This is a genomic window from Micromonospora sp. DT46 (assembly GCF_049841735.1).
Lineage (GTDB): Bacteria > Actinomycetota > Actinomycetes > Mycobacteriales > Micromonosporaceae > Micromonospora > Micromonospora reichwaldensis.
In genome coordinates, this window is sequence record NZ_JBNCKW010000006.1 from 558,042 (window position 1) to 579,805 (window position 21,764).

Consider the following 21,764-nt stretch of genomic DNA (forward strand, 5'->3'; position numbering starts at 1 on the left):
CCGGCCGGGGCATCGGGGAGATTCCCCTGGCGCACCCGGACCGGAAGACCGGGGAGAACCCCGCCAGGAAGGGGGCCGGCCGGCCCCCTTCCCCACCTCCACACGCGTCGGCGCAACGTGGCTGGCCGGGCGAGCCTGCGGCAGGTCAGGCCCGGCGACGTCCTGTTGCGACCCGGCTCAGCCCGCGTAGATCGTGGTCCACCCGGTGGCCCAGGCGAAGCAGGAACCGTTCTTGCCCAGGCCCTCGCGGGCGCGGATCTTGGTCACGTTGATGGCGAAACTGTAGTGGCCCGCACCGATCGGAGCGCTCTTGCCGCTTCCTTTGCTCATGTAGTCGATCTCGGTGCGGCCCGGATTCGAGGAGTAGCTGTAGTAGGCCTCGGTCTGCAGGCAGGCCGAGTAGCCGTCGGCGGCGGTGTCCTCCAGCGTGCCGCGCAGAATGACGCGTCCGTCCTCGACGCCGACAGACCCCGCCGCGTGCGCCCCCGCCACATCTCCGTTGGTGTGGTAGAGCGACCAGTTGGCGACGGCCAACGCCGGCGATGCCGTGAAAGCGAGGACGGCTGCGGTCGTCGCCGCACAGATGGTGAACCTACGGCCCGTGATGCGCATTGATCGCCTTTCCGGCTAGAAGGCCAGTGACTTGTAGCCGGACGCGTAGACGCACGTCCCGCTGCTGTTCGTGATGCCCTCGCGGGCCTTGATCGTGCTTACGTTGCTGGCAAAGCTGTAATATCCGGCGCTGCCCAGGCTCTTGCTGTTGCCGTAGCCGCCCACCCGGTCGTACTCCCTGCGGGTGCCGCCGTCCGAGTAGGTCGCGAAGAACTCCAGGCAGGCGGACTTCCCATCGCTCTTGGTGTCCTCCAAGGTGCCGAACACGCACACCCGACCAAGGCCGTCGCACTGGGTGGTGGTGTATCCGTCGGCGTGCGCACCGACGACATCCCCGTCGCTGTGGTACAGCGTCCAGCACTTGCCGAACAGGATGTCGCAGTCGGCTGCGGCAGCCGGGCTGGCGACGACCGCCGTCGACACGGCCAGCCCCACGGCAACTGCCAGCAGTAGTCGTACTGGTTTCATCAGGGCTCCCTTTCCATGGGATTCGAGCGATCTCCCTTGGGCGACCGCAGAGTGCTCTCGTGCGGATCAGGTCAGCATTGGTGGGAAGCGGGCGGGTGCGGCAGGATCCAACCGTTGCTGCGCAGGAAGGATTCGGAGATGTAGCCCTGCTGCTGGGTGCCGGCCTTACGTACGTGCCACCAGAGCGGGCTCGTGACCCCGTGGGCGGTGATCTTCTCACCGACTCGGTAACAGTGCAGATAGACGTCAGATCCGCTGTTCCAGGTGCCGTTCGAACTGCAACTACGCCACGGGCCGCTGCGATAGTTGACGTCGTCGCCGACGGTTACGGCTGTCCAATTGCTCGGATTGGACCACGGATAACTGCAGGCGGCGGAAGCCGTGGGCGTCCCGGCGACAACGCCAGCGGCACCCGAAACGAGGACGAAGATCGATGCCAACAATCTGCGCATGGCGCGTAGTGGACCATGGCCTTCGATCGTCCAACAAGAACAGTTGGCAGAAATACCGCGAAGGTCCACGGACGTGTACCGCGGAAGTTTAGGGGCGAATACCGCGAGAGTTTACGGCGAACCTACGACCCGTCCTCCTCGCCCGTGACCCGCTGCCGGTAACTGTTCAGGGAGAGGCCGAGCACCGACCGGAACTCGTTGGCGAGGTGGGCGTGATCGCTGTAGCCGAGGTCGGCCGCGACCGCGGCCAGGGTCGTGTCCGGGTCGGTACGCAGGCGTTCGGCCGCCTCCTGTAGTCGACGCCGACGGATCATCGTCGACGGCGGCAGCCCGACGTACCGTGCCGCGAGCCGCTGCAACGAGCGGGTGGACAGGCGCACGCGTACGGCGGCATCCTCGACCGTCCGGATCGCCGGATCCGTGTCGATGGCCTCGGCCATCGCGTTGGCCAGCAGCGCCTCGTCGTTCGGCGGTGGGATCGCCTCGCTGAGCCACCCCGCGAAGGCGTCGACGGCCCGGCGGTGCCGGGTCCGCCGGTCGCCCGGCCCGGTCATCTCGCGGTGCACCCGCGCGTGCAGGTCGGGCAGGTCCACGGCCTCGTAGCGGTCCCGCAGGGCCGCCGGATCCGCGACGAGGTGGGGTACGGCCGCCGGCCGCAGCAGGGCGCCGACGGCCCAGCCCGTTCCGGTCAGGTCACGGTGCGAACTGCCGGTCGTCGGCCCGGAGATGCCGACCGCGTCCGGTTCGACGACGAGGTTGCAGGCGGGGAAGGCGATCAGGTGCTGCCGGGAGGACCGCCCCGGCTGGATCTGCCACTCCGGGATCCAGAACCACCGCACCAACTGCCGCACCGCGTCCGGCGGCGGGAGCCGGTCGAACGTGGGCAGCCGCGCCGGATAGAGGACACCCCGTGGGCTCGCCCCACCCGGGGCGGGAACCTGGCGCGAATCTTCAAGCCGGCCCACGCCCGCCGTTCCTACGATCGGTCACATGACTGCAACGACCCGAGCCGCCGACGGTGAGCACACCACGAACGGTACGCCGCACGGCGCCACCAGCCTGACCCCCTTCCTGGCGATCCCCGACGCGCGCGGCGCCATCGACTTCTACCGGGAGATCTTCGGTGCCCGGGTGGTCGACGTGACCGAGATGGGCGGGGTCGTGGCCCACGCCGTCCTCGACTTCGGCCACGGGCTGCTGCAACTCGGCGAGCCGATGCCCGACTACGGGCTCGTCGCGGCCCCCGAAGGGGACCAGGACTGCTACTCGATGGGCCTCTACTGCCCCGACGTGGACGCCGTCGTCGCCCGGGCCGAGGCGGCCGGCGCCGTCGTCCGTGAGGCGCCGTCCACGTTCGTGTCCGGCGACCGGTTCGCCAGCATCAGGGACCCCTTCGGCGTACGGTGGTCGGTCATGACCCGGGTGGAGGACCTCTCCGAGAAGGAGAGCGCGCGACGGGTCGCCGAATGGGCCGAGCAGCAGAACCAGGCGAGCTGACACGGGGCGACAGCGCCGGCCGCTCGCGTGATGCCCAGCCGTCCGCGGCTGCGTGAACGAAGGTCACTTTCCCAGCGTGCGCACCGCGGTCGAGGACACCGCAGCCAGTTCGGGCTGCGCAGGCAGGAACACCGTGGGGACACCGAGCGACTCGTTCATCGCGGCGAGCCGGTACTCGCTCTGCAGGTCGGTGGTGTTCCGCAAGCCGCGGACGATCACCCCTGCTTCGTGGCGACGGCAGTAGTCGGAGGTCAACCCGCTCCAGGCCGCAACGCTCACGGAGGTCCACTCGACCGGCAGAATGGCCCGGACAGCGGCCGCTCGCGCCTCTTCGTCGGTGCACGGATTCTTGAGGCTGTTGACCGCGACGAGCACGACCACTTCGTCGAAGAGGCGGCGTGCCCGGTCCACCACATCCAGATGCCCGGGAGTGAAGGGATCGAAGCTGCCGGGGTAGACCGCCCGCACGCCTCTGCCGGTGCTCATAGCCCGACTGTAGGTATCGGCTGTCGGATCCGCTCGCCCCTCGCCGTGGGCGGTACGTCACACCCACAGGGACTCGCCGTGCCTGGCGCAAGCAGCGACACCCTGGCCATGCCCTGAGCAGAATCGCTCGCTTCCCGGTCTGCTTCCCCGGCAGGCTGTCGAGATGAGAGCGAGCTTCAGCGGTGAGGTGGCGACGTACTACGCGAAGCACCGGCGTGGTTACCCGCCCGAGGTGCTCGATGCCCTCGTGGGAACGTTCGGCCTCAGCGCCGAGGACGCGGTGGTCGACCTCGGCTGCGGCACCGGCCAGTTGAGCCTCCCGCTCGCCGCCCGGGTCGGGACCGTCATCGGCGTGGACCCGGAGCCGGACATGCTGGTTCTGGCCCGCCAGGCCGCCCTCGACGCCGCAACGGTCAACGCCATGTGGATGCTCGGCACTGACAACGACCTGCCCGCACTGGGTCGGCTACTCGGCGGACGGACGATCGGCGCGCTGACCGCCGCCGTCGCCATCCACTTCATGGACCGCGACGCGCTGTTCAGGGCCGCCCGGCCGCTGCTGCGTCCCGGCGGTGGCGTCGCCGTCGTCACCAACGGAGCGCCGCTGTGGCTCCAGGACGCCGACTGGTCCAGGGCACTGCGCGATTGCCTGGAACGGCTGCTCGGGCACCCCGTCACAGCTGCCTGCCAAACCGACGACGCCGGCCGCCTACGCAACCAGGACGCCCTGGTTCGCGCCGGCTACCGGTACGCGGAGTCGTCGGTGCGGTACGACGCACCGCTCACCGTCGATGACATGGTCGGCGGCGTCTTCTCCGCCCTGTCGGCCGACCAGCTGCCTTCCACGCAGGGACGAGCCACGTTTGCCGCAGAGGTGCGCGACGCCCTCGGCGGACGCGACGAGGTCACCGAGGGGGTCCGCGTCTGGCTCCAGTTCGGTACGCCCGACTGAGAGAGGCCGCACCTCGCCCAGCTAGGCCTTCCATCTCCATGGCCCGCCGGCATCGGAGCGCGCCCCGGATGGTCAGGCCCGCTTGGCCAACTCGACGACGAACGCGCGCCACGCCGCCACGTCATCGAACTGTGGAGAGCCGCCGGTCCAGCCAGGCGAGCAGGATCTGTGCGTACTGCGGGCTGATGCCGGCCAGGTTCTCGGCCTCGTGCAGGGTGGGCGCGTGGTCGCAGCCGGCCAGCCGGGCGATGGTCAGGTCTGCCGCAACGGCCGCCCGGCGCCACACCGTCAGGCTCTCCTCGATCGGGATCCAGGCGTCGGTGTCGCCGTAGCAGAGCAGCACCGGGCAGGTCAGCGCCGCGAATACCGGTTCCGGATCGAAGTCCATGTCGGCCCAGGCGCCGGGCTCCGGCACCTCGCGCGGCAGGAACGCCAGCGGGAACCAGGGCCGCTCGACGGCGGCGTCCAACTCTGCCTGGGCGACCGCCCGGGACAGCCCGCCGCGAAGGTACGCCTCTGTGACCCCACGCAGCCGGTCCAGCTCGGCGAGGTCGGCGTCGCCGTACCCGTGGCGGCGAAGTTGCTCGGCGGTGCCGTACCGCATCTGCCGGGCGGGGCTGACCCCGCTGCACCCGACGAGCACGAGGAGGTCGACCGGGTGGCGGCTGGCGGTCAGCGCCGCCGCCCAGGCACCCTGGCTGAACCCCCACAGTCCGACCGGGACGTCACCGACCTGCCGGCGCAGCACGTCCAGGGCCGCCGCCGCGTCGTCGGCCTGGGCGTTCATCGGCACGTCGCGTCCGTCGATCCGGGGGCGCCGGTCGTAGCGCAGCACCGCGATGCCGGCAGGCGGCAGCAGCCGGGCCAGGTGCTCATAGAGGAAGTACGACCGGTTGTCGGCGTGGGAGCCGTGCAGCACGGCGAGGGCGCCCCGGGCCGGCCCGGCCGGCAGGTTCAGGGTGGCGGGGAGTTGCTGCTCGCCGACGCTCAGCTCCATGCAGGGCAGTCAAACACCGACCGGGCGTCTCCGTCTCGCCCGGTGAGGAGCTGGCGGCGCGCCGATGCGGTCCACCGCCAGGATCGGGCGGCCCTTGCGGCTCGCGTGGGACTGTCGAGCTGATGTCGCAGACGATTCACCGCCATCTGGTGTCGCAGCGAACCAGGCATCGCCTGATGTCACAGACGACTCAGCTCGACAGCGTCGCGCGACCTGTTTGCCCGCGGGCGGGCTCCGTCACCGCCGCAGGAGGCGCGAATCATCCGGTCGAGGCTGCGTGACGAGGCGCCAGCTCGACTGCTGGCGGTCACAAGCCGTCTCCCGCGGGGCGCTCGGGTTTGGCTGGGTGTCCGCGATCCTGCTCGCCCGCGCCGGGCCCGACGTGCGCTTCGGACGTCAGGCCCGCTCGGCCAGTTCGGCGACGAACGCGCGCCAGGCCGCCGGTGTGAAGGCGAGCGCCGGACCGGCCGGGTCCTTCGAGTCAGGGACGGCGACGACGCCGTTCAGAGGGCGAACTGCCGGGCCACCTGGTCGGCGACCTCGTCTTCGCACATCCCGGGGACCAACCGTATCGCCCGCACACCGAGCCGGTCGGTCTCGACGATCAGGCGCTCGGTGAACAACCGGTCGCGTTCGCTCAGATTCTGCCTCGCCCGTTCCGGATCACTGGTCTTCGCCGGGATCTGCCAGGTCGACCCTCGCTGGGCGAGGGCGGCGTCGCGGAAGTCCGCCGTCGGCAGCAGCCACACCGCGCGATCGACCTCGGCGAGCAGTGGCTTGACCAGGTGCGGGAGGAGCCGGAAGCCCTCGGCCACCACGCGAGTGCCTGTCGGCAGGCTCAGCAGGTCGTCCACGATCAGGTGGAACGCCTCGCCGTGGAACCAGTGGAACGTGTCCAGCATGATCTCCGGGGAACGGGTGAGCCAGCGCTCGTCCATGTCCATCGCCTTGAACCGGTCCAGGCAAGGCGCTTCCTCGGCGGTAACACGGTCGGCGTGGTCACCCATGACATCGTCGGTGGCGTACAGATGCAAGCCGTACCGGTTGGCGAGCCGACGCGCGATCGTCGACTTACCGCTCGCAGGTCCACCGCCGATCCAGAACACGTTGCCAAGGCCCTCGCGTATGGCATCCGTCGTCAGGTCAGCCTGTCGGGTGTGCATCCCCTCGGCCATGGCTCCGCTTGCGCAGGTGCCGAGGTGCCCTTGAAGGTGGTCCACACACCATGTGTAGCGGATACGCCATCCGATGGGAGGACTGCCGGGCGGTCATCGTCGGTGCGGCCTCGCCTGTTTCGCGGTCCCCATGAGATTGGCGGTCCGTAGGCGTGACTGACGTTGTGGCAGGCCGAGAAGCCGATCGCGGCCCAGTCGCTTTCCCGTCTCCAGCGGAAGAGTTCGGGGGCCTGGCGAGGGGCGGGAGGAGGGCTCGCGTCCTCCGCGTCAGCCGGTCTGGGGGAAGGGCGTGACTGCGTCCCGGGTGTTCAGGCCCGCTCGGCCAGTTCGGCGACGAACGCGCGCCAGGCCGCCGGTGTGAAGGTGAGTGCCGGGCCGGCCGGGTCCTTCGAGTCACGGACGCCGACGACGCCGGGAAGATTGTCGGCGACCTCGACGCAGGCACCGCCATTCGAGCTGCTGCGGGTGCTCTTGCGCCACTGCGCGCTGGTCAGGTCATCCATGATCGCGCTCTCAACAGGTCGATGGTCTGGTCTCGCGGCAGCGCGACCGATCTCACGGTATCCCAGACCGCCCAGAGCGGAGCAACGTCATTCGTGAGACGACCGGTGGCTTGGTCATCGAGGTAGCCGACCTCGCCGTCGGGCGTGCTGGCGATGATGAACGGCCCGGCCTGGCCGGGGTGCAGTCCGGCACGGAGAGGAAGCACGTGGATCATGACGTTCGGACGCCGGGCAAGCTCGATCAGGTGGTCAAGCTGCGGGTGCATGACCTCGGGCTCTCCCCGCCGAAGCGCAGCCTCGTCTATCACGAAGACCAGGAGAGGAGGACGCGGACGGTCGAGCACGGCGGCCTGCCGGCGTAGCCGGGCGTCGACATAGGCTTCCGCGTCAGCCATCAGCGGCCCGCTGGTGAGGACCGCCCTGGCGTAGTCCTCGGTCTGTAGGAGGCCCGGGAGGACGGCTGACTCGAACCACCGCAGCCCCGCCGCCTCACGCTCGATCTCGGTCCACGGTCTGAACCACGCTGGCTCTCTTCGCTTCAGTGCGTCCGGCCAGAGCTCTTCTATGTCCTTGTTCAGGATCTCGGCGACCCGGGCACGGTGACGGGTCTGCGGGATTCGTCCCTGGCTCACCCAGCGTGCCGCCGTCTTCGGATCGACGCCGATCTGAGCTGCGAGGCTCTCCGCAGTCTCGCCGGCCTTCGCCATCGCTACCTGAACCGCCCGGTTCATCCCTGCTCCTCGCCTGAACGTCCTGAATATCCCCGGTACAGACTGCTACGCGGTGTGATCGGCTGGCAACCCTCGGCAGGGTGCCATGTAGACGGCGCGAGCCGGTGGAGGCATCCCGAGGCCCGCCGGTCGTGCCGCGAGGGGGTCGCCGCCGGGCGAGCATCCGTGGCGGCCCCCTTCTCCACACCGACGGACGAGGGGAAAGACCTTGCCGGAGCGCCAGCCGGACCCGAAGCCCGACCCGAAGCCCGCGCTGCGGCAGATCAGGTCGGGTGACGTCCTGCACCTGACCCGGTCCGCGAGCCCGCAGTTCGTCCGCCCGATCTCCGTGCGCGTGATTCGCGTCCTGACCGACTGGCACACATACCACGGTTGGTGCTGGATCGACGTCTACCAGCTGGGCGCGCGCGGCGACGCCGTGGACCGGCGCTCGCTCTACGTGTGGTGCGAGGGGGTCCGCTGGCGTACCGCAGCTCCGGCCTCGTCGGCGCAGGCCCACCGCCGTCCCGTGACCCGCCGACGGGTCACAGCGTGACCCGGCGCCGCGACCACCTGCCCACCCGGCCCACCTGGCGCTGCGCGGCCTGCGGCATCGCCTGGCCGTGCTCGGCGGCGAAGCTGCGGCTGCTCGCCGAGTACCGGACGGACCGGCCGGCCCTGCTGATCCACCTGGCGACCCTTCAGGCCGAGGCGGGCGAACAGCTCGCCGCGCTGGACCACGCCACGACGACGGCCGACCTGACCGCTCGCTTCACCGGCTGGGCCCGCCCACGCTGACCGCGCCATCGGAAGCGCCGGCACGGCAGACAGCGGCACGGCAGACAGCGGCACGGCAGGCACCGGCAACGCTGGTCTCCGTCGAAAGATGTAGTGGACGTTCGTTCCGTAGGGCGAGTCGACAGGATCGGAGCCGGCACAGAATGGGTCCGTGCCCCAACCCACCGCAAGCACCGCATGAGCGTCGGACTGCTGCTGACGCTCGCCGGCCTGGCCCTAGTCGACAGCACGAGCATCGGCACGCTCTTCATTCCCGTCTGGCTGCTGCTCGCTCCCGGGCCGGTCAACGCCCGACGGATCCTCGTCTACCTCGGCACGATCGCCGTCTTCTACTTCGGCGTCGGGCTGCTGCTCGCCCTCGGCGGCAGCCGGCTGGCCGACGTCCTCGGTGGGGCGATGGACAACCGACCGGTGCTCTGGGCACAGCTCGTCCTCGGGGTCGGGCTGTTCCTGCTCAGCTTCCGCTACGACAGCAAGCGGCGTCCGCGCAGCGGCGGGGTGCTGCGCTGGCGGGACCGGGCCACCGCCGGCGACTCCTCCGCGCGGTGGCTGGTGGGGCTGGCGCTGCTCGCCGCGCTCGCGGAGGTGGCGACGATGCTGCCGTACCTCGGCGCGGTCGGCCTGCTGACCACCTCGGGTCTCGGCGCGGCCGAGATGGTGGGGCTGCTCGCCGGCTACTGCCTGGTCATGATCCTGCCGGCGGTGCTGCTGCTGGCGGCCCGGATGGCGCTGCCGAGGCTGGTCGAGCCGGTGCTGGCCCGGCTCAACGCCTGGATCATGCGAACCTCGGGCAGCATGCTCGGCTGGATCCTCGGCATCGCCGGCTTCCTGGTGGCCCGCGACGCCGCGGTCCGGTTGGGGCTGTTCGGCTAGGCCGACGGATCAGGTGGTGATCCGGTCGGGGCGGGCGTAGACGTTCATCGCCTCGCCGCGCAGGAAGCCGACCAGCGTCAGCCCGGCCTCCTCGGCCAGCTCCACCGCCAGGGTGCTCGGCGCGGAGACCGCCGCGAGCAGCGGCACCCCCGCCATCCACGCCTTCTGGGTCAGCTCGAAGCTCGCCCGCCCGGAGACCAGCAGGACGTGCCCGGCCAGCGGCAGCCGCCGCTCGCGGACCGCCCAGCCGATGACCTTGTCGACGGCGTTGTGCCGGCCCACGTCCTCGCGCAGCACCACCAGGTCGCCCTCGGCGGTGAACAGGCCCGCCGCGTGCAGGCCGCCCGTGCGGTCGAAGCCGCGCTGGGCCGCGCGCAGCCGGTCCGGCAGCGCGGTCAGGACCGCCGCCGGCACGGTCAGCGGGTCGTCGCCCACCGCGAAGACCGATCGGGTACGCACGGCGTCGATGCTCGCCTTGCCGCACACCCCGCAGGAGCTGGTGGTGTAGAAGTTCCGCGACGGATCGACGGCGGGTTCGGGCACGCCGGGCGACAGCACCACGTCCACCACGTTGTACGTGTTGGGTGTCTCCGCGCCGGCGCAGAGCTGCGCGGTGCGTACGTCGTCGGCGGAGCGGATCAGCCCCTCGGTCAGCAGGAAGCCGATCGCCAGGTCGAGGTCGTCGCCCGGCGTACGCATGGTCACCGCGAGCGGCCGTCGCCGGCCGGGACCGGCCGCGCCGACCCGGATCTCCAGCGGTTCCTCCACGGCGAGGCTGTCCTGCCGGCGTACCGAGGTGCGGCCGGTCGCCGCGTCGAGGTCGATGCGGAGCACGCCGCGCCGGTCAGTCGCCCGTCCCATCCCGCCATCCTGCACCCCCGGGTCGGGACACCGCGCGGCGACGGCCCGTCCGTATCCGCGATGTACGCGACCTGTACGCCGCCCGCCGTACGGTGTGACCGTCCGCAGGAGGAAGTCCGGAGAGGGTGGGCCATGGCCGTCAGGGTCGCTGTCGTGGACGACGGGTCGCTGACCTTTCGGGGGGTCGCCGACGCCCTCGGGCGGGCTCCAGGGGTGACCGTGGTCGGCGTGTTCCCCTCGGTCGAGCCGGTCGCCGCCCTGCGGGACGCGCCGCAGGTCGTCGTCGCCGACCGCTGCGCGGAGTCGAACGCCGGCCCGTGGTGGCCCGACGGGCCGGCGTTCGTCGTCCTCGCCACGTGCCAGGACGCGGTACGGGTGCGGGCCGCCCTGGACGCGGGCGCGCTCGCCTATCTGGGGCGGGACGTCGACGAGGCCACCCTGCTGCGGGCGGTCCACGCCGTCGGGCGGGGCGACCTGTACCTCGACGGCGCGGCGCGGGTCGCCCTGCTGCCCGACGCCGTCGCCGATGTCTGCGACGGCGGTCCGCCCATGCTGACCGCCCGGGAACGGGACGTGTTGCGGCTCGTCGCCGAGGGCCTCACCCACCAGCAGATCGCCCGCAGGCTCTGCCTGTCCAAGTCGACGGTCGACACCTACACGCATCGCCTGCGACAGAAGACGGGCGCGGTGAACAAGGCGGGACTGACGCGGATCGCGATGGCGTTCGAGGTGGACCCCGCCGCCTAGGACCGATGGACCGGCACGTCAGCCCCGGGTCTGCACCAGGAACGAGTAGCCGATCTTCTTCGTGCCGTTCCAGTTGTACATCGGGTAGCACGGCCCCGGCGACGTCCACGAGCTGACGTACGTCGGCCGGGCCGCGTTGCACGCCTTGAGCGTGGAGTAGAGCGGGCTGTTGTAGGCCGCCTGGGCGGGCGCGGCCAGGCCGACCACGGCACCGCCGGCCACGGCGGCGACCGCGATGAGGCTGCGGACGCGCGGGCGGCGCGGAGTCTTCGCCATCGTTGCTCCCTTCTTCGCTTCGGCCGTCAGGGGCCGAGGGTGTACCGGTTGGAGAATCGGGGTGGGACCGCGGTCGCCACCCCCGTGGGCCGTCTCTGATGGGCACGGCAGAACCGGACCCGAGATCTGCCGTGCCCCGTCCCCCGCCGAGCCCGTCGCTCGGGAGGGCCGCGTTACAGGACCAGGCTGCACCGGCGGCCGTCCACGATCACGTCCCACTTCTGTGTAGGCCGCCGCTCCACACGGGAGAGCCGGGCAACCTCTCGTCCGTCGCCTCGCATCTCCCGGCGAGGCGTCGGGCGGATACCGTGGCCCGGTGGACGCGTACGCGGCGGTGGTGCTGGCGGGTGGGGCCGCGCGCCGGATGGGGGGCGTCGACAAGCCCGCCCGGGCGGTCGGCGGCCGGCCCATGCGGGACCGGGTGCTCGCCGCGGTCGCCGACGCCGCGCCGCGCATCCTGGTCGGCCCGGCCGGACCGGTGCCCGCCGGGGTGCGGGTGACCCGGGAGGAACCGCCGGGCGGCGGCCCCGTCGCCGCCGCCGCGGCAGGGCTGGCCCTGCTCGACCCCGGTACGCCGGTGGTCGCCCTGCTCGCCGCCGACCTGCCCCTGCTCACCCGCGCGGCGGTCGGGGAGTTGCTCGGCCACCTCGACGCCGGTCACGACGGCGCCTGCTACGTCGACGGCGACGGGCGGCGGCAGACCCTCTGCGGCGTGTGGCGGGTGGCCCCGCTGCGCGCCGCCCTGGTCCGCCTCGCCGCCGAGCGCGCCAGCGGGCAGCCCGACGGGTCCGTTGCGTCGCTGGCGGGGGCGCCGATCAGGGCGCTGCTCGCCGCGCTGCGGGTACGCGAGGTGCCGTGGGCCGGTGCCGGCCCGCCGCCCTGGTTCGACTGCGACACTGACGAGGACGTACGCCGGGCGGAGGAGTGGGCGCGATGACGGTCATGGACGACTGGGTGACGGCGGCCTGTGCCGAGCTGGACCTGGATCCCGCCCAGGTGCCGGTGCCGGCCGTGCTCGACCTGGCCAAGGACGTGGCGCACCAGGTGCTGCGGCCGGGCGCGCCCGTCACCGCGTACCTGCTGGGGCTGGCGGTCGGGCGGGGCGCGGACCCGGCCGGCGCCGCGGCCCGGCTCAGCGCGCTGGCCGCCGACTGGCCGGTCGGGCTCGGCGCCGAACGCCCGGGCGGGACACCCGCCTGACCTCCGCTGTCCGATCACGGTCGGGCTGATTCGCCTCCCCCGTTCCGTGGGTAGGGTGACCGTGACGGACGGAGGCGATCATGACGGCGGACCACCCCTCGGCGCCGGGCGGCGACTCGCCCGGCACCCTGCCGGCGCACCACGAGCCGATCCTGCTCGACGAGCCCAGCACGGCCGACCTGCGGGCCAAGGTCACCCAGGCCTGGCACGAGTTCGCCCGGGCACTCGCCGAGCGGTTGGCGGCGCTCCCCACGGGCACGCACGTGGAGCTGACCCTCGACCCGACGGCCTCCGGCACCGGCGACGCGGTCTACTCGGTCAGCATCGACGTCGGCGAGGAGGGCCGGCTGGCCGCCCGCGCGGTCGGCAACGCCACCCTGCCGGAGGGCTACCGGCTGGACCGGGCCGCCGTGGCGGACATGATCGCGCTCGGCTGGTCGCCGCCCGGCGTGGTGCCGGGCTCCGGCGAGCACTTCGGGCTGGACAGCGGCACCGCCGAGGCCGCCCGGCTGGCCGCCCTGCTCACCCGGACGCTGCGCGACGTCTACGGCGCCCCGCACCCCGCCTTCCTCGTCTACCTCATCCACGACGCCGAGGGCGAAGCGCTGCCGGTGGAGCCGCTGGGCACCGCGCGCAGCGAGTTCGGCCCCGACCGCAACGTGGAGGCCGACCTGGACGAGGCGCTCGCGGCGGCTGCCGCCGCCCAGGCGCCCGAGCACGACACGGCCGCGCTCGCCGAGCAGGTCCGCACCGTCGTCTCGACCATGCTCAAGTCGGAGCCGGACCGGTTGCAGGTCGACTCCGACGGCGACATCAACATCCGCGCCGGTTCGGCGATGGTCTTCGTCCGGGTCCGCGACAACCCGCCGCTGGTGGACGTCTTCTCCCCGGTGCTGACCGAGGTCGAGCCGACCGAGCGGCTCTACGTGAAGCTCTCCGAGCTGACCAACCGGATGCCCATCGGCCGGCTCTACTGCGCCGACGACACCGTGTGGGCGTCCATCCCCGTCTTCGGCCGCAACTTCCAGGCCACCCACCTCATGCTCGCGGTCCAGGTGATGACCGGGCTCGCGGACGAGCTGGACGACCGCCTGCACGGCGAGTTCGGCGGGAAGCGGTTCTTCGGCGAGGGCGACAAGCCCGTCAAGCGGGACCAGGAGGAACACCGCACTGGCATGTACCTCTGATCCACGCCCCACCACCGGCAGGCGGCGGGGTGGAGCACGGACCGGTGGTGGCGGGTGGAGCCCGGAAACCCCGAGAAACCGGGCCCCACCCGCCGGGGAGGGAGGATCAGGTCACGGGGAGCCAGTCGAGACTCCGGGCGGTGGTCGGATCGGTGGCCCGCAGGCCGGCGGCGGAGACGGTCCAGAGCACATCCCCGACCAGCAGCGACCGCAGGACCGGGCCCGCCGGGCCGGTGTGGGAGACCGTGCCGACCTCGCCGATGTCGGTCCCGGACACCCGCAGCAGGCGTACGTCGTCGCCGACCGGCAGCGCGACCAGGCCCGTCTCCGGGTGGTGCAGGAAGGCGTGCGTGTCGTGCTCCAGCGCGGAGTACGCCTTCGGCACGTGCCACTGGTCGAGCCGGCTCGGCCGGGCGGGGTCGCGTACGTCGAACAGCGAGACCTGGAGCCCCTGCGCCCGTCCCCGCCGGTCGGCCTCCTGGCCCACCCCGAGCAGCCGGCCCTCCGGCAGCGGGTGCAGGTACGCCGAGTAGCCGGTGATCTTCAGCTCCCCGGTGACCCGGGGCGCGGTCGGATCGGTCAGGTCGACCGCGTAGAGCGGATCGGTGAGCCGGAACGTGACCACGTACGCGGAGCCGCCGAGGAAGCGCACGGAGTAGATCCGCTCGCCCGGGCCGAGGCCGGTGACCGCGCCCGTCCGGACCAGCGTGTGCCCGTCGGGACGCAGCACGTGGACGGCGGACTCCGAGTTCGGCCGGGTGCCCCAGGCGTCGCCCGTGGTGGTGGCCACCCGCAGGTGCCCCTGCCACTCGGAGAGGGCGTACTGGTTGACGAGCGACCCGGGCACCGAACCGGAGGCCACGTAGCGGGGACGCCCGGGCGCGCCGGTGTCGAACCGGTGGATCTCGGTGACCTGCGGGCCCGGCCGCCGGACGTCCCCCCGGAACGAGCCGGGCCTGGGCGGCACCGGCCGTTCCCCGGCGAGGTAGAGACTGCTCCCGGTGCCGTAGACGGTGGTGGCGTCGGCGGCGACGCTGACCGGGTCGCCGTCGCCGAGGCGGTCGCCGGCGAGGTCGAAGCTCAGCACGGTCAGCATCGACGTGCCGGACCAGGCGGGCGGCCGGCTCAACCGGTCGCAGCCGACCCGGCCGGTGTGCCGTTCCGCCCCGGCCGTCCACTCGTACGCCGGCAGCCACGCCTCCACTCCGGCGGCGGCGATCACCGCGCGGTTGGCGGCGGTCCGCGTCGCGTCGGTGCCCCGTTCGGCGTACGGGAAGACCAGTTGGGGGCGGCTGCGGACCACGACCCGGGCGGTGTTCCCGGTCTGCCGGGCGTCGACGAGGCTGCCGTCCATCCGGTAGGTGCCGAGCACCCGCGGCGTGCCCGCGAGGTCGACGAGGATCAGGCGCGGCGCGGTGCGGGCCCGCGCGGCGCGGGTCGTCGACTGGAGTTCCGCGCCGATCTGGGTCAGCACCAGCGCCCGGTCGCCGTGCAACAGCAGGGTCGCCTGCTCACCCCACGTCAGCTCCGGCAGCGTCCGCGTGAGGTCGAGGCGGCCGGTCTCCCGGCGGGCGGCCGGGTCCACCACCCGCAGCACGCCCCGGGTGACGGTCACGATCCGCCGCCCGTCGGTCTTGACCAGGTCGGGTTCGTCCGCGCCGGCCTCGTGCACGTTGGTCGTGGAGTGCTCCTGGGCGGGCTGGGCGGACTGGGCTGACGCCCGGGACCCGGTCGCGTCCTTGGCCACGTCGCCGAAGGCGGCCCCGGTGCGCCAGCCGTTGCCGAAGCCCCACGGGCCCACGGACGCGTCGGCGGCGGCGCGGAGCCCGCCCAGCGCCTGGGCGCAGGAGTCGTAGGAAACCAGCACGGGCGCGGTCGTCGGCTGCCTCGGGCCCGGTGGGTCGGGCGGCGCCGCCGGGATCGCGCTGCCGCCGAGCAGGGTGAGCGCGGCCAGCGTGCCGACCGCGAAGATGTGGGCTCCCCGTGTCATGGCCGGTTCGACGCGCCCGGCCGTCGGGTGGTTCCGGCCCTCCGCCGACCTTCCGCGCCGCGTTTCCCGCGCGCCTGCCCCGGTCAGCGGGGCGAGGGGCCGACGCCGGGGGAGTCCACGAGCCGGGAGAGCACGATGGTGCTCCGGGTCGAGGTCACGAAGGACTCGGCCCGCAGCCGTTCCAGCGCCGCCTCCAGGTGCCTGATGTCGGCGGCCCGCAGGTGTACGAGGGCGTCGGCCTCGCCCGAGACGGTGTACGCGCCGACCACCTCGGGGTGCCGGCGGGTGGCGACCCCGATCTGGGCCGGGGTGGTCCGGCCGGCGCAGAACAGCTCGACGAACGCCTCGGTGGTCCAGCCGACGGCGGCGGGGTCGACGACGGCGGTGAAGCCCCGGATCACGCCGGCCGCCCGCAGCCGGTCCACCCGCCGTTTGACCGCCGGAGCGGAGAGCGACACCCGCTGACCGATGTCGGCGTACGAGGCGCGGGCGTCCGCGACGAGCAACGCAATGATCCGCTGGTCCACGTCATCTATCTGCAACGTTCCGCCTCTGGGAAGCAACGGTTGTGGCTGTTACCAAAGTTCGAGGGTACCTACCCTTGGTCATCGTGAACCAGCAGCGAGTCGCGCGAAAGCGGACATATCTCATGTGCTCGCCCGAGCACTTCGCGGTCGAGTACGCGATCAATCCGTGGATGGACGTGACCACCCCGGTCGACTCGCAGCTTGCGGTCAAGCAGTGGGACCGGCTGCGGGAGAGCCTGGTCGGTCTCGGCCACGAGGTGCACCTGCTGACCCCCGAACGGGGCCTGCCCGACATGGTCTACGCGGCCAACGGGGCGTTCGTGGTCGACGGCACGGTCTACGGCGCGCAGTTCAAGCACGAGCAGCGGGCCGCCGAGGCCGCCGCGCACCGGGCGTTCTACGAGTCGCAGGGCTGGCGGTTCATCGCGCCGATCGAGACCAACGAGGGCGAGGGCGACTTCGCGTACCTGCCGGAGGCGCACGGCGGGCTGATCCTCGCCGGGCACGGCTTCCGTACCGAGCTGCCGGCGCACGCCGAGGCGCAGGAGGCGCTCGGCCGGCCCGTGGTGTCGCTGCGCCTGGTCGACCCGCGCTTCTACCACCTGGACGTCGCGCTCGCCTCGATCGACGACGAGAACGTCGTCTACTACCCGGGCGCCTTCTCCGCCGCCAGCCAACGGGTGCTCACGCAGCTCTTCCCCGACGCGGTGGTCGCCGACGCCGAGGACGCCCTGGCCTTCGGCCTCAACCTGGTCAGCGACGGGCTCAACGTCGTGCTGAACAGTGAGGCGACCCGCCTGGCCGGGAAGCTGAAGGCGGCCGGCTACCACCCGGTCCCGGTCGAGCTGGCCGAGCTGAAGAAGGGCGGCGGCAGCGTGAAGTGCTGCATCGCCGAACTCCGCCACTGACCTGCCGCTCCGCCGCCCCACCGCCACCGGACGCGTGGGGGTGGGGCGGTTTGGTGGTTCAGCCGAGCGTGGCCAGCTCGGTCACCAGGACGTTGGACAGCACCTGGCCGTCGAGCTGGACCTCGCGCAGGTACCACCGCTGCTGCGGCGTACGGGGCTGGTTGAACTGCCACAGCCCGCGCGGGCTGTCGATCTGGCCGATCTTGCCGAGGGCCAGGTTGACCTGCTGCGGGGTGGGTGACCCGCCGGCGATCCGGATCGCCTGGTCGAGCACCTGCGCGGCGTCGTACGAGGCCATCGCGTAGGTGGTCGGCGAGGTGCCGTGCTTCTTGCGGTACGCCGAGGCGAACCGGCGGTTGGCCGTGTTGTTCAGGTCGGACGAGTAGTTCAGCGCCGTCTGGATGCCCAGCGCGTCCTCGGCCTTGACGCTGCTCAGCACGGCGCCCTCGGTCAGGAAGCCGGGGGCGTAGACCTTGCCGGTGAACCCCTCGATGCGCAACTGCTTGATGAACTCGACGGCGGCCGGCCCGGCGAAGAAGCAGAACACCGCCGTCGGGTTCCGGCCCAGCGCCTTGCGGATGTCGGCCCGGTACGCGGACTTCGACGGGTTGGTGAAGACCTCCGTCGAGACCACCGCGTCCTTGATCCGGGGGTCGGACTCGCCGAACTCCTGCCGGAAGCCCCGCACCACGTCCTGGCTGCCGACGCTGTCCGGCGCGATGATCGCCAACCGCGCCGACGGCTCCAGCTGTTCGCGCAGGTAGCGGCCCAGCGCCCGGCCGGCCTCGTCGAGCACGTACGACGTCCGCCAGATGTAGACGACGCTCTGGAGGCTGGACGGCGAGGCGTTGGAACCGATCAGGGGCACCCGGGCCTGTTCGACGGTGTCCCGGATGCCGGACATGACGTTCGCGTCGACCACGCCGGTGAGGGCGAGCACGCCCTGCTTCAGCAGCCCCTCGACGGCGGCCTTGCCGGTCTTGACGCTCTCGCCCTCGTCGGCGGTGAGCAGGGTGGTGGGGTGCCCGCCCAGCAGCTTGTCGTTGAGATCGAGGAAGAGCTGGAAGCCGTTGGTGATCTCGTCGCCGATCGCCTTGAGGCCGCCGCTGGTCGGCGCCACGAGGCCGATCTTGATCGGGCTTCCCGTGCCCGCCTCGCCGTCGGCGTCGTCGGTGCCGCACCCGGCGACCAGTCCGGCCGTACCGAGAGCGGCCAGCAGTTGGAGGGCCCGCCTGCGGTTCATCTGCGACACCGAGTTCCTTCCGGGGAGCGTTGCAGGGCGGATCACGCCCCCTCGGCGTTCTACCCGGTCAGCGACGCTGCGTCAATGCTTAGCGATCTTTCCGCAGCGATCGGAAAGCAGCCGTGATCTCTGGCCATGCGGCGGACTCCGGATCGATGAGCCCGAAATGCTCGCATTCCGGCAGCTCAACGAGGTGAACGTCGCCGCCCGCCGCCCGGCCGGCGGCGACGAACTCCCGACTCATCCCGACCGGGACGTGCTCATCGAGTGAGCCATGCGCAACTACTGTCCGTGTCGGAATGGGCACCAATGAACGTGGATCCGCTGCGGCGTACCGCTCGGGGTGGTCCGCCGGGCCGCCGCCCAGCAGCGCGGCCACCGCCCCCTCGTCCAGATCCAGCCGGTACGCCTCCGCGAGGTTCGACACCGGGGCCAGCGCCAGCACGCCGCCGACGGCGTCCGGGGCGGTCGCCGCCAGGTACAGCGCCAGGTGTCCCCCCGCCGAGTGGCCCACCAGCAGCGGCGGCCCGGCGGCGACCCGGCCGGGCAGCGCCTCGGCCGCGAGCCGGGGCAGCTCCGTCACGCCGGCCAGCACGTCGGTCAGCGTCGCGGGCCAGCCGCCACCCGGCTGTCCCGTCCGGCGGTACTCCACCTGCGCCACCGGGTGGCCCAGCTCGGCCAGCGCGGCGGCCAGCGGGTCGGTGTGCCGCCGGTCGTACCCGGCCCGCCAGAAGCCGCCGTGCACCACCACGACCAGCTGCCGGGCCGGGCCCGACCCGGCGGGGACGCGCAGGTCGGCGAGCTGGTCCGGGTGGTCGCCGTAGGAGACGGTGACGTCGGGGGCCGGAGCGGGGCGGCTGAGCACGTCGCGGGGGTCGGCGGGCATGGCGCGACCGTAGCGCGGATCACGCGCGGATCCGCCGCCGGGATCGGTCCCCGGGCGCATGGGCGCTCGCGGCTGGGTAAAGATGGGTCCCATGACCGAAGCGCACTCCGCTGGACAGAACGACGAGCCGGGCCAGGATGGCACCGGTCACTCCGGAACGGTGGTGGTGGTCGGCCCGGACGGGCGGCCCGTCGGCACCGTGCAGACCGACGAGGCACACGGCGAGGACCCGACCCGACTGGTCGAGCAGCCGGCCAAGGTGATGCGGATCGGCAGCATGATCAAGCAGCTGCTCGAGGAGGTCAAGGCCGCCCCGCTCGACGACGCCAGCCGGCACCGGATGCGGGAGATCCACCAGCGGTCGATCGTCGAGCTGAAGGAGGGGCTCGCCCCCGAGCTGCGCGAGGAGCTGGAACGCATCTCGCTGCCCTTCACCGAGGAGAAGGCGCCAAGCGAGGGCGAGCTGCGCATCGCGCACGCCCAGCTCGTCGGCTGGCTGGAGGGCCTGTTCCACGGCATCCAGGCGGCCCTGGTCGCCCAGCAGATGGCCGCCCGGGTGCAGCTGGAGCAGATGCGCTCCGGCCGGCAGGCGCTGCCCAGCGGCCCCGGTGCCGGAATGCTGCCGGGCATGCCGGGGATGGGCCAGCCGCCGCAGGGCGGCGAGGGGCACAGCACCGGCCAGTACCTCTGACCGCGCGGCCGGCCGGGGACGCCGGCCGGCCGCTCACCCCACCCCGAAGACCTTCTCCAGGTACGCCGCCACGCCGTCCGCCGAGTTCGCCGCCGTGACCTCGTCGGCGATCTCCAGGACGGCGCGGTGCGCGTTCGCCACCGCCACTCCCCGCCCGGCCCAGGTCAGCATCGGCACGTCGTTCGGCATGTCGCCGAAGGCGAGCACGTCCCGGGCGTCGATGCCGAGCCGCGCGCAGTACCACGCCAGCCCGGCCGCCTTGGTCACGCCGGCGGCGGAGATCTCCACCAGCCCCGAGTACGACGAGTGGGTCGCCTCGGCCAGCCCTTCGAGGGCCGCGGCCACCAGCGCGACGAACGCGTCCGGGTCCTGCTCGGCGGACCGGGCCAACAGCTTCACCGCCGGTGCCGCCAGCAGCTCCTCGGGGGTCTCGACCGCCCGGATCGCGTCGTGGTCGGCGTCCCAGCGCAGCGGGTAGTGCGCCTCGTGCCGCATCTGCCGGCTGTCGACGATCTCCACCGCGAAGCTGATCTCCGGCACCTCGGCGCGCAGCCGCCGGGCCACCTCGGCGAGCAGTTCCGGGGCGAGCGGGTCGGCCCGCTGCACCTCGTCGGCGACCGGGTCGTAGACCACCGCGCCGTTGGCGCAGATCGCCGGCAGCGGCTCGGCGAGCTGCTCGTACACCATCTTCAGCCAGCGGATGGGCCGGCCGGTGACCAGCACGACCGGCGTGCCCCGCGCGGACAGCCGGGCCAGCACGTCGGCGGTGTGCGGGCTGAGCGTGCGGTCGTCCCGGAGCAGGGTGCCGTCGATGTCGGTGGCGATCAGCCGTGGTGCCTCTCCCATCAGCGGGACAGTAGCCGATCGAGGTACACCGCCACCCCGTCGTCGTCGTTGCGCAGGGTCACCTCGTCCGCGGCGGCGCGGACCATCGGGTGGGCGTTGGAGACCGCGACCCGGGCCCAGCCGGCCCACTCGAACATCGGCAGGTCGTTGGGCATGTCGCCGAAGACCAGGACGTCGGCCGGGTCGACGCCGAGGCGCTGCGCCACCACGGTCAGCCCGGTGGACTTGTCGACCCCCGGCGGGCAGATCTCGACGAAGCCCAGCCCCGCCTGGGTGAGCGTGGCGACCTCCGGCGCGACGATCCGCCGGGCGACCGCGAGCAGTTCGTCGACGTGGTGGTCGGCGGTCCGGACGAACGCCTTGATCACGTCGCACGAGAGGCACTCGGCGCGACTGCGCGCCTCGAACTCGTGCTGGTAGGGCCAGCTCGGGTGGTAGTCGCCCCAGAGCGGTGCGCCGTGCTCGTCCGACGCCTCGACCATCACGGTCAGCGGCCCGACGGCCGCCTCCAGGTCGGCCAGCAGCACGGTCAGCACCTCGGCGGAGAGGCGCTCGTCGCGCAGCACCACCGGCCCGGCCGGGTCGCTCTGGTCGACGACCCGGCCGCCGCCGGCCATCACCAGGAAGTCCGCGGCCCGGATGTCGTTGCGGGTCATTCCGGCCAGCCGGGGCCCGCGACCGGTAGCGCCGACCACCGGGATACCGGCGGCCCGCACCCGGTCGAGCACCGCGTGCGTGTACGCCGAGACGGTGTCGTCGCTGCGGACGAGCGTCCCGTCGAGATCCGTGGCGATCAGCTTGGGCAGGCCCGGGCGGGTCATCGTTCCTCCTTCGCCCGCCGCCGTCGCAGCCAGCCGTCTCGGTCCTCGGTGCCTCGAC

Annotated in this window: 29 protein-coding genes; 11 read left to right on the plus strand and 18 right to left on the minus strand. The window is 72.4% G+C overall.

The window, feature by feature from the left end:
• Positions 1-177 precede the first annotated feature (177 nt).
• The 4 genes from ACLQ20_RS19760 to ACLQ20_RS19775 form a co-directional block, all read right to left on the minus strand.
• Positions 178-612, minus strand: a complete 435-nt coding sequence (locus tag ACLQ20_RS19760) for a hypothetical protein (RefSeq protein WP_327030015.1) — start codon at positions 610-612, stop codon at positions 178-180.
• 15 nt (positions 613-627) lie between these two features.
• Entirely contained in the window at positions 628-1,080 is a 453-nt protein-coding gene (locus ACLQ20_RS19765; RefSeq protein ID WP_151454004.1) for a hypothetical protein, read from the minus strand.
• Between the two features lie 71 nt (positions 1,081-1,151).
• Positions 1,152-1,532, minus strand: a complete 381-nt coding sequence (locus tag ACLQ20_RS19770; protein ID WP_151454003.1) for a hypothetical protein — start codon at positions 1,530-1,532, stop codon at positions 1,152-1,154.
• Positions 1,533-1,654: 122 nt separating this feature from the next.
• Positions 1,655-2,497, minus strand: a complete 843-nt coding sequence (locus ACLQ20_RS19775) for a helix-turn-helix domain-containing protein (protein WP_425857150.1) — start codon at positions 2,495-2,497, stop codon at positions 1,655-1,657.
• Between the two features lie 25 nt (positions 2,498-2,522).
• On the opposite strand from ACLQ20_RS19775, the gene ACLQ20_RS19780 reads away from it, so the two are divergent.
• Positions 2,523-3,029, plus strand: coding sequence for a VOC family protein (locus ACLQ20_RS19780; RefSeq protein WP_132240483.1), 507 nt, complete (start codon positions 2,523-2,525; stop codon positions 3,027-3,029).
• A 63-nt stretch (positions 3,030-3,092) separates the two neighbouring features.
• Here ACLQ20_RS19780 and coaD read toward each other — a convergent pair whose 3' ends face one another.
• Positions 3,093-3,515, minus strand: a complete 423-nt coding sequence (gene coaD, locus ACLQ20_RS19785; RefSeq protein ID WP_151454001.1) for a pantetheine-phosphate adenylyltransferase — start codon at positions 3,513-3,515, stop codon at positions 3,093-3,095.
• A 163-nt stretch (positions 3,516-3,678) separates the two neighbouring features.
• On the opposite strand from coaD, the gene ACLQ20_RS19790 reads away from it, so the two are divergent.
• Entirely contained in the window at positions 3,679-4,467 is a 789-nt protein-coding gene (locus ACLQ20_RS19790) for a class I SAM-dependent methyltransferase (RefSeq protein ID WP_425857152.1), read from the plus strand.
• A gap of 121 nt (positions 4,468-4,588) precedes the next feature.
• On the opposite strand, the gene ACLQ20_RS19795 is transcribed toward ACLQ20_RS19790, so the two are convergent.
• The 5 genes from ACLQ20_RS19795 to ACLQ20_RS19815 form a co-directional block, all read right to left on the minus strand.
• Positions 4,589-5,464 carry an alpha/beta hydrolase gene (locus ACLQ20_RS19795; protein WP_425857154.1) on the minus strand — a complete coding sequence of 292 codons (876 nt, stop codon included), beginning with the start codon at positions 5,462-5,464 and terminating at the stop codon, positions 4,589-4,591.
• Between the two features lie 396 nt (positions 5,465-5,860).
• Positions 5,861-6,016 carry a DUF397 domain-containing protein gene (locus ACLQ20_RS19800; protein ID WP_151453998.1) on the minus strand — a complete coding sequence of 52 codons (156 nt, stop codon included), beginning with the start codon at positions 6,014-6,016 and terminating at the stop codon, positions 5,861-5,863.
• A complete protein-coding gene (locus ACLQ20_RS19805) occupies positions 5,968-6,639 on the minus strand; it encodes a hypothetical protein (protein ID WP_425857156.1) in 672 nt (223 codons plus the stop codon). Before ACLQ20_RS19805 ends, ACLQ20_RS19800 begins: the two co-directional genes overlap by 49 nt.
• Positions 6,640-6,947: 308 nt before the next feature.
• Positions 6,948-7,142, minus strand: coding sequence for a DUF397 domain-containing protein (locus ACLQ20_RS19810; protein ID WP_425857158.1), 195 nt, complete (start codon positions 7,140-7,142; stop codon positions 6,948-6,950).
• Positions 7,130-7,873: a Scr1 family TA system antitoxin-like transcriptional regulator gene (locus ACLQ20_RS19815; protein ID WP_425857160.1), complete on the minus strand. Its 744-nt coding sequence runs from the start codon at positions 7,871-7,873 to the stop codon at positions 7,130-7,132. Before ACLQ20_RS19815 ends, ACLQ20_RS19810 begins: the two co-directional genes overlap by 13 nt.
• A 208-nt stretch (positions 7,874-8,081) precedes the next feature.
• Between ACLQ20_RS19815 and ACLQ20_RS19820 the strand changes: the two genes are divergently transcribed.
• The 3 genes from ACLQ20_RS19820 (at position 8,082) to ACLQ20_RS19830 (ending at position 9,523) form a co-directional block, all read left to right on the plus strand.
• On the plus strand, positions 8,082-8,408 hold the full coding sequence (locus ACLQ20_RS19820; protein ID WP_370518930.1) for a hypothetical protein: 327 nt from the start codon (positions 8,082-8,084) through the stop codon (positions 8,406-8,408).
• Positions 8,405-8,650 carry a flavin reductase gene (locus ACLQ20_RS19825; protein WP_425857162.1) on the plus strand — a complete coding sequence of 82 codons (246 nt, stop codon included), beginning with the start codon at positions 8,405-8,407 and terminating at the stop codon, positions 8,648-8,650. Before ACLQ20_RS19820 ends, ACLQ20_RS19825 begins: the two co-directional genes overlap by 4 nt.
• Before the next feature lie 177 nt (positions 8,651-8,827).
• Positions 8,828-9,523: a GAP family protein gene (locus ACLQ20_RS19830; protein WP_358118740.1), complete on the plus strand. Its 696-nt coding sequence runs from the start codon at positions 8,828-8,830 to the stop codon at positions 9,521-9,523.
• A gap of 9 nt (positions 9,524-9,532) precedes the next feature.
• Here ACLQ20_RS19830 and fdhD read toward each other — a convergent pair whose 3' ends face one another.
• Positions 9,533-10,384: a formate dehydrogenase accessory sulfurtransferase FdhD gene (gene fdhD / locus ACLQ20_RS19835; RefSeq protein ID WP_425857163.1), complete on the minus strand. Its 852-nt coding sequence runs from the start codon at positions 10,382-10,384 to the stop codon at positions 9,533-9,535.
• Between the two features lie 132 nt (positions 10,385-10,516).
• Here fdhD and ACLQ20_RS19840 point away from each other — a divergent pair, with 132 nt between their 5' ends.
• Positions 10,517-11,131: a LuxR C-terminal-related transcriptional regulator gene (locus ACLQ20_RS19840; RefSeq protein WP_425857165.1), complete on the plus strand. Its 615-nt coding sequence runs from the start codon at positions 10,517-10,519 to the stop codon at positions 11,129-11,131.
• Between the two features lie 18 nt (positions 11,132-11,149).
• On the opposite strand, the gene ACLQ20_RS19845 is transcribed toward ACLQ20_RS19840, so the two are convergent.
• On the minus strand, positions 11,150-11,407 hold the full coding sequence (locus ACLQ20_RS19845) for a hypothetical protein (protein WP_425857167.1): 258 nt from the start codon (positions 11,405-11,407) through the stop codon (positions 11,150-11,152).
• Positions 11,408-11,723: 316 nt separating this feature from the next.
• On the opposite strand from ACLQ20_RS19845, the gene mobA reads away from it, so the two are divergent.
• From mobA to ACLQ20_RS19860, 3 genes are all read left to right on the plus strand, one after another.
• A complete protein-coding gene (gene mobA, locus ACLQ20_RS19850; RefSeq protein ID WP_425857169.1) occupies positions 11,724-12,344 on the plus strand; it encodes a molybdenum cofactor guanylyltransferase in 621 nt (206 codons plus the stop codon).
• Positions 12,341-12,607: a DUF6457 domain-containing protein gene (locus tag ACLQ20_RS19855; RefSeq protein ID WP_151453989.1), complete on the plus strand. Its 267-nt coding sequence runs from the start codon at positions 12,341-12,343 to the stop codon at positions 12,605-12,607. Before mobA ends, ACLQ20_RS19855 begins: the two co-directional genes overlap by 4 nt.
• Before the next feature lie 80 nt (positions 12,608-12,687).
• Complete coding sequence (locus ACLQ20_RS19860; protein WP_151453988.1) at positions 12,688-13,794, plus strand: T3SS (YopN, CesT) and YbjN peptide-binding chaperone 1; 1,107 nt, start codon at positions 12,688-12,690, stop codon at positions 13,792-13,794.
• A gap of 106 nt (positions 13,795-13,900) precedes the next feature.
• Here ACLQ20_RS19860 and ACLQ20_RS19865 read toward each other — a convergent pair whose 3' ends face one another.
• On the minus strand, positions 13,901-15,784 hold the full coding sequence (locus ACLQ20_RS19865) for a beta-propeller domain-containing protein (RefSeq protein ID WP_425857171.1): 1,884 nt from the start codon (positions 15,782-15,784) through the stop codon (positions 13,901-13,903).
• Positions 15,785-15,867: 83 nt separating this feature from the next.
• Positions 15,868-16,326 (minus strand): Lrp/AsnC family transcriptional regulator, encoded by a 459-nt coding sequence (locus tag ACLQ20_RS19870; protein ID WP_311409908.1) that lies wholly within the window; start codon positions 16,324-16,326, stop codon positions 15,868-15,870.
• 59 nt (positions 16,327-16,385) lie between these two features.
• On the opposite strand from ACLQ20_RS19870, the gene ddaH reads away from it, so the two are divergent.
• Positions 16,386-17,219 carry a dimethylargininase gene (gene ddaH / locus ACLQ20_RS19875; protein WP_358118729.1) on the plus strand — a complete coding sequence of 278 codons (834 nt, stop codon included), beginning with the start codon at positions 16,386-16,388 and terminating at the stop codon, positions 17,217-17,219.
• Positions 17,220-17,277: 58 nt separating this feature from the next.
• On the opposite strand, the gene ACLQ20_RS19880 is transcribed toward ddaH, so the two are convergent.
• Positions 17,278-18,471 (minus strand): ABC transporter substrate-binding protein, encoded by a 1,194-nt coding sequence (locus ACLQ20_RS19880; protein ID WP_151453986.1) that lies wholly within the window; start codon positions 18,469-18,471, stop codon positions 17,278-17,280.
• Positions 18,472-18,550: 79 nt separating this feature from the next.
• A complete protein-coding gene (locus ACLQ20_RS19885) occupies positions 18,551-19,348 on the minus strand; it encodes an alpha/beta hydrolase (RefSeq protein ID WP_327030001.1) in 798 nt (265 codons plus the stop codon).
• Between the two features lie 82 nt (positions 19,349-19,430).
• On the opposite strand from ACLQ20_RS19885, the gene ACLQ20_RS19890 reads away from it, so the two are divergent.
• On the plus strand, positions 19,431-20,039 hold the full coding sequence (locus ACLQ20_RS19890) for a bacterial proteasome activator family protein (RefSeq protein ID WP_132240499.1): 609 nt from the start codon (positions 19,431-19,433) through the stop codon (positions 20,037-20,039).
• Between the two features lie 33 nt (positions 20,040-20,072).
• On the opposite strand, the gene ACLQ20_RS19895 is transcribed toward ACLQ20_RS19890, so the two are convergent.
• Positions 20,073-20,885 (minus strand): HAD family hydrolase, encoded by an 813-nt coding sequence (locus tag ACLQ20_RS19895; RefSeq protein WP_151457319.1) that lies wholly within the window; start codon positions 20,883-20,885, stop codon positions 20,073-20,075.
• Positions 20,885-21,706, minus strand: a complete 822-nt coding sequence (locus ACLQ20_RS19900) for an HAD family hydrolase (RefSeq protein ID WP_151457318.1) — start codon at positions 21,704-21,706, stop codon at positions 20,885-20,887. The genes ACLQ20_RS19895 and ACLQ20_RS19900 overlap by 1 nt, the downstream gene beginning before the upstream one ends.
• Positions 21,707-21,764: the final 58 nt, after the last annotated feature.

Excerpts from the sequence above, each read along its gene's own strand:
- ACLQ20_RS19860 (WP_151453988.1), top strand. The coding sequence starts at position 12,688 with ATGACGGCGGACCACCCCTCGGCGCCGGGCGGCGACTCGCCCGGCACC.
- ACLQ20_RS19765 (WP_151454004.1), bottom strand. The coding sequence starts at position 1,080 with ATGAAACCAGTACGACTACTGCTGGCAGTTGCCGTGGGGCTGGCCGTG.
- ACLQ20_RS19815 (WP_425857160.1), bottom strand. The coding sequence starts at position 7,873 with ATGAACCGGGCGGTTCAGGTAGCGATGGCGAAGGCCGGCGAGACTGCG.
- ACLQ20_RS19865 (WP_425857171.1), bottom strand. The coding sequence starts at position 15,784 with ATGACACGGGGAGCCCACATCTTCGCGGTCGGCACGCTGGCCGCGCTC.
- coaD (WP_151454001.1), bottom strand. The coding sequence starts at position 3,515 with ATGAGCACCGGCAGAGGCGTGCGGGCGGTCTACCCCGGCAGCTTCGAT.
- ACLQ20_RS19770 (WP_151454003.1), bottom strand. The coding sequence starts at position 1,532 with ATGCGCAGATTGTTGGCATCGATCTTCGTCCTCGTTTCGGGTGCCGCT.
- ACLQ20_RS19760 (WP_327030015.1), bottom strand. The coding sequence starts at position 612 with ATGCGCATCACGGGCCGTAGGTTCACCATCTGTGCGGCGACGACCGCA.
- ACLQ20_RS19840 (WP_425857165.1), top strand. The coding sequence starts at position 10,517 with ATGGCCGTCAGGGTCGCTGTCGTGGACGACGGGTCGCTGACCTTTCGG.
- ACLQ20_RS19810 (WP_425857158.1), bottom strand. The coding sequence starts at position 7,142 with ATGGATGACCTGACCAGCGCGCAGTGGCGCAAGAGCACCCGCAGCAGC.
- ACLQ20_RS19895 (WP_151457319.1), bottom strand. The coding sequence starts at position 20,885 with ATGGGAGAGGCACCACGGCTGATCGCCACCGACATCGACGGCACCCTG.
- ACLQ20_RS19845 (WP_425857167.1), bottom strand. The coding sequence starts at position 11,407 with ATGGCGAAGACTCCGCGCCGCCCGCGCGTCCGCAGCCTCATCGCGGTC.
- ACLQ20_RS19795 (WP_425857154.1), bottom strand. The coding sequence starts at position 5,464 with ATGGAGCTGAGCGTCGGCGAGCAGCAACTCCCCGCCACCCTGAACCTG.
- ACLQ20_RS19805 (WP_425857156.1), bottom strand. The coding sequence starts at position 6,639 with ATGGCCGAGGGGATGCACACCCGACAGGCTGACCTGACGACGGATGCC.
- ACLQ20_RS19780 (WP_132240483.1), top strand. The coding sequence starts at position 2,523 with ATGACTGCAACGACCCGAGCCGCCGACGGTGAGCACACCACGAACGGT.
- ACLQ20_RS19790 (WP_425857152.1), top strand. The coding sequence starts at position 3,679 with ATGAGAGCGAGCTTCAGCGGTGAGGTGGCGACGTACTACGCGAAGCAC.
- ACLQ20_RS19855 (WP_151453989.1), top strand. The coding sequence starts at position 12,341 with ATGACGGTCATGGACGACTGGGTGACGGCGGCCTGTGCCGAGCTGGAC.
- ACLQ20_RS19885 (WP_327030001.1), bottom strand. The coding sequence starts at position 19,348 with ATGCCCGCCGACCCCCGCGACGTGCTCAGCCGCCCCGCTCCGGCCCCC.
- ACLQ20_RS19890 (WP_132240499.1), top strand. The coding sequence starts at position 19,431 with ATGGGTCCCATGACCGAAGCGCACTCCGCTGGACAGAACGACGAGCCG.
- ACLQ20_RS19830 (WP_358118740.1), top strand. The coding sequence starts at position 8,828 with ATGAGCGTCGGACTGCTGCTGACGCTCGCCGGCCTGGCCCTAGTCGAC.
- ACLQ20_RS19900 (WP_151457318.1), bottom strand. The coding sequence starts at position 21,706 with ATGACCCGCCCGGGCCTGCCCAAGCTGATCGCCACGGATCTCGACGGG.
- fdhD (WP_425857163.1), bottom strand. The coding sequence starts at position 10,384 with ATGGGACGGGCGACTGACCGGCGCGGCGTGCTCCGCATCGACCTCGAC.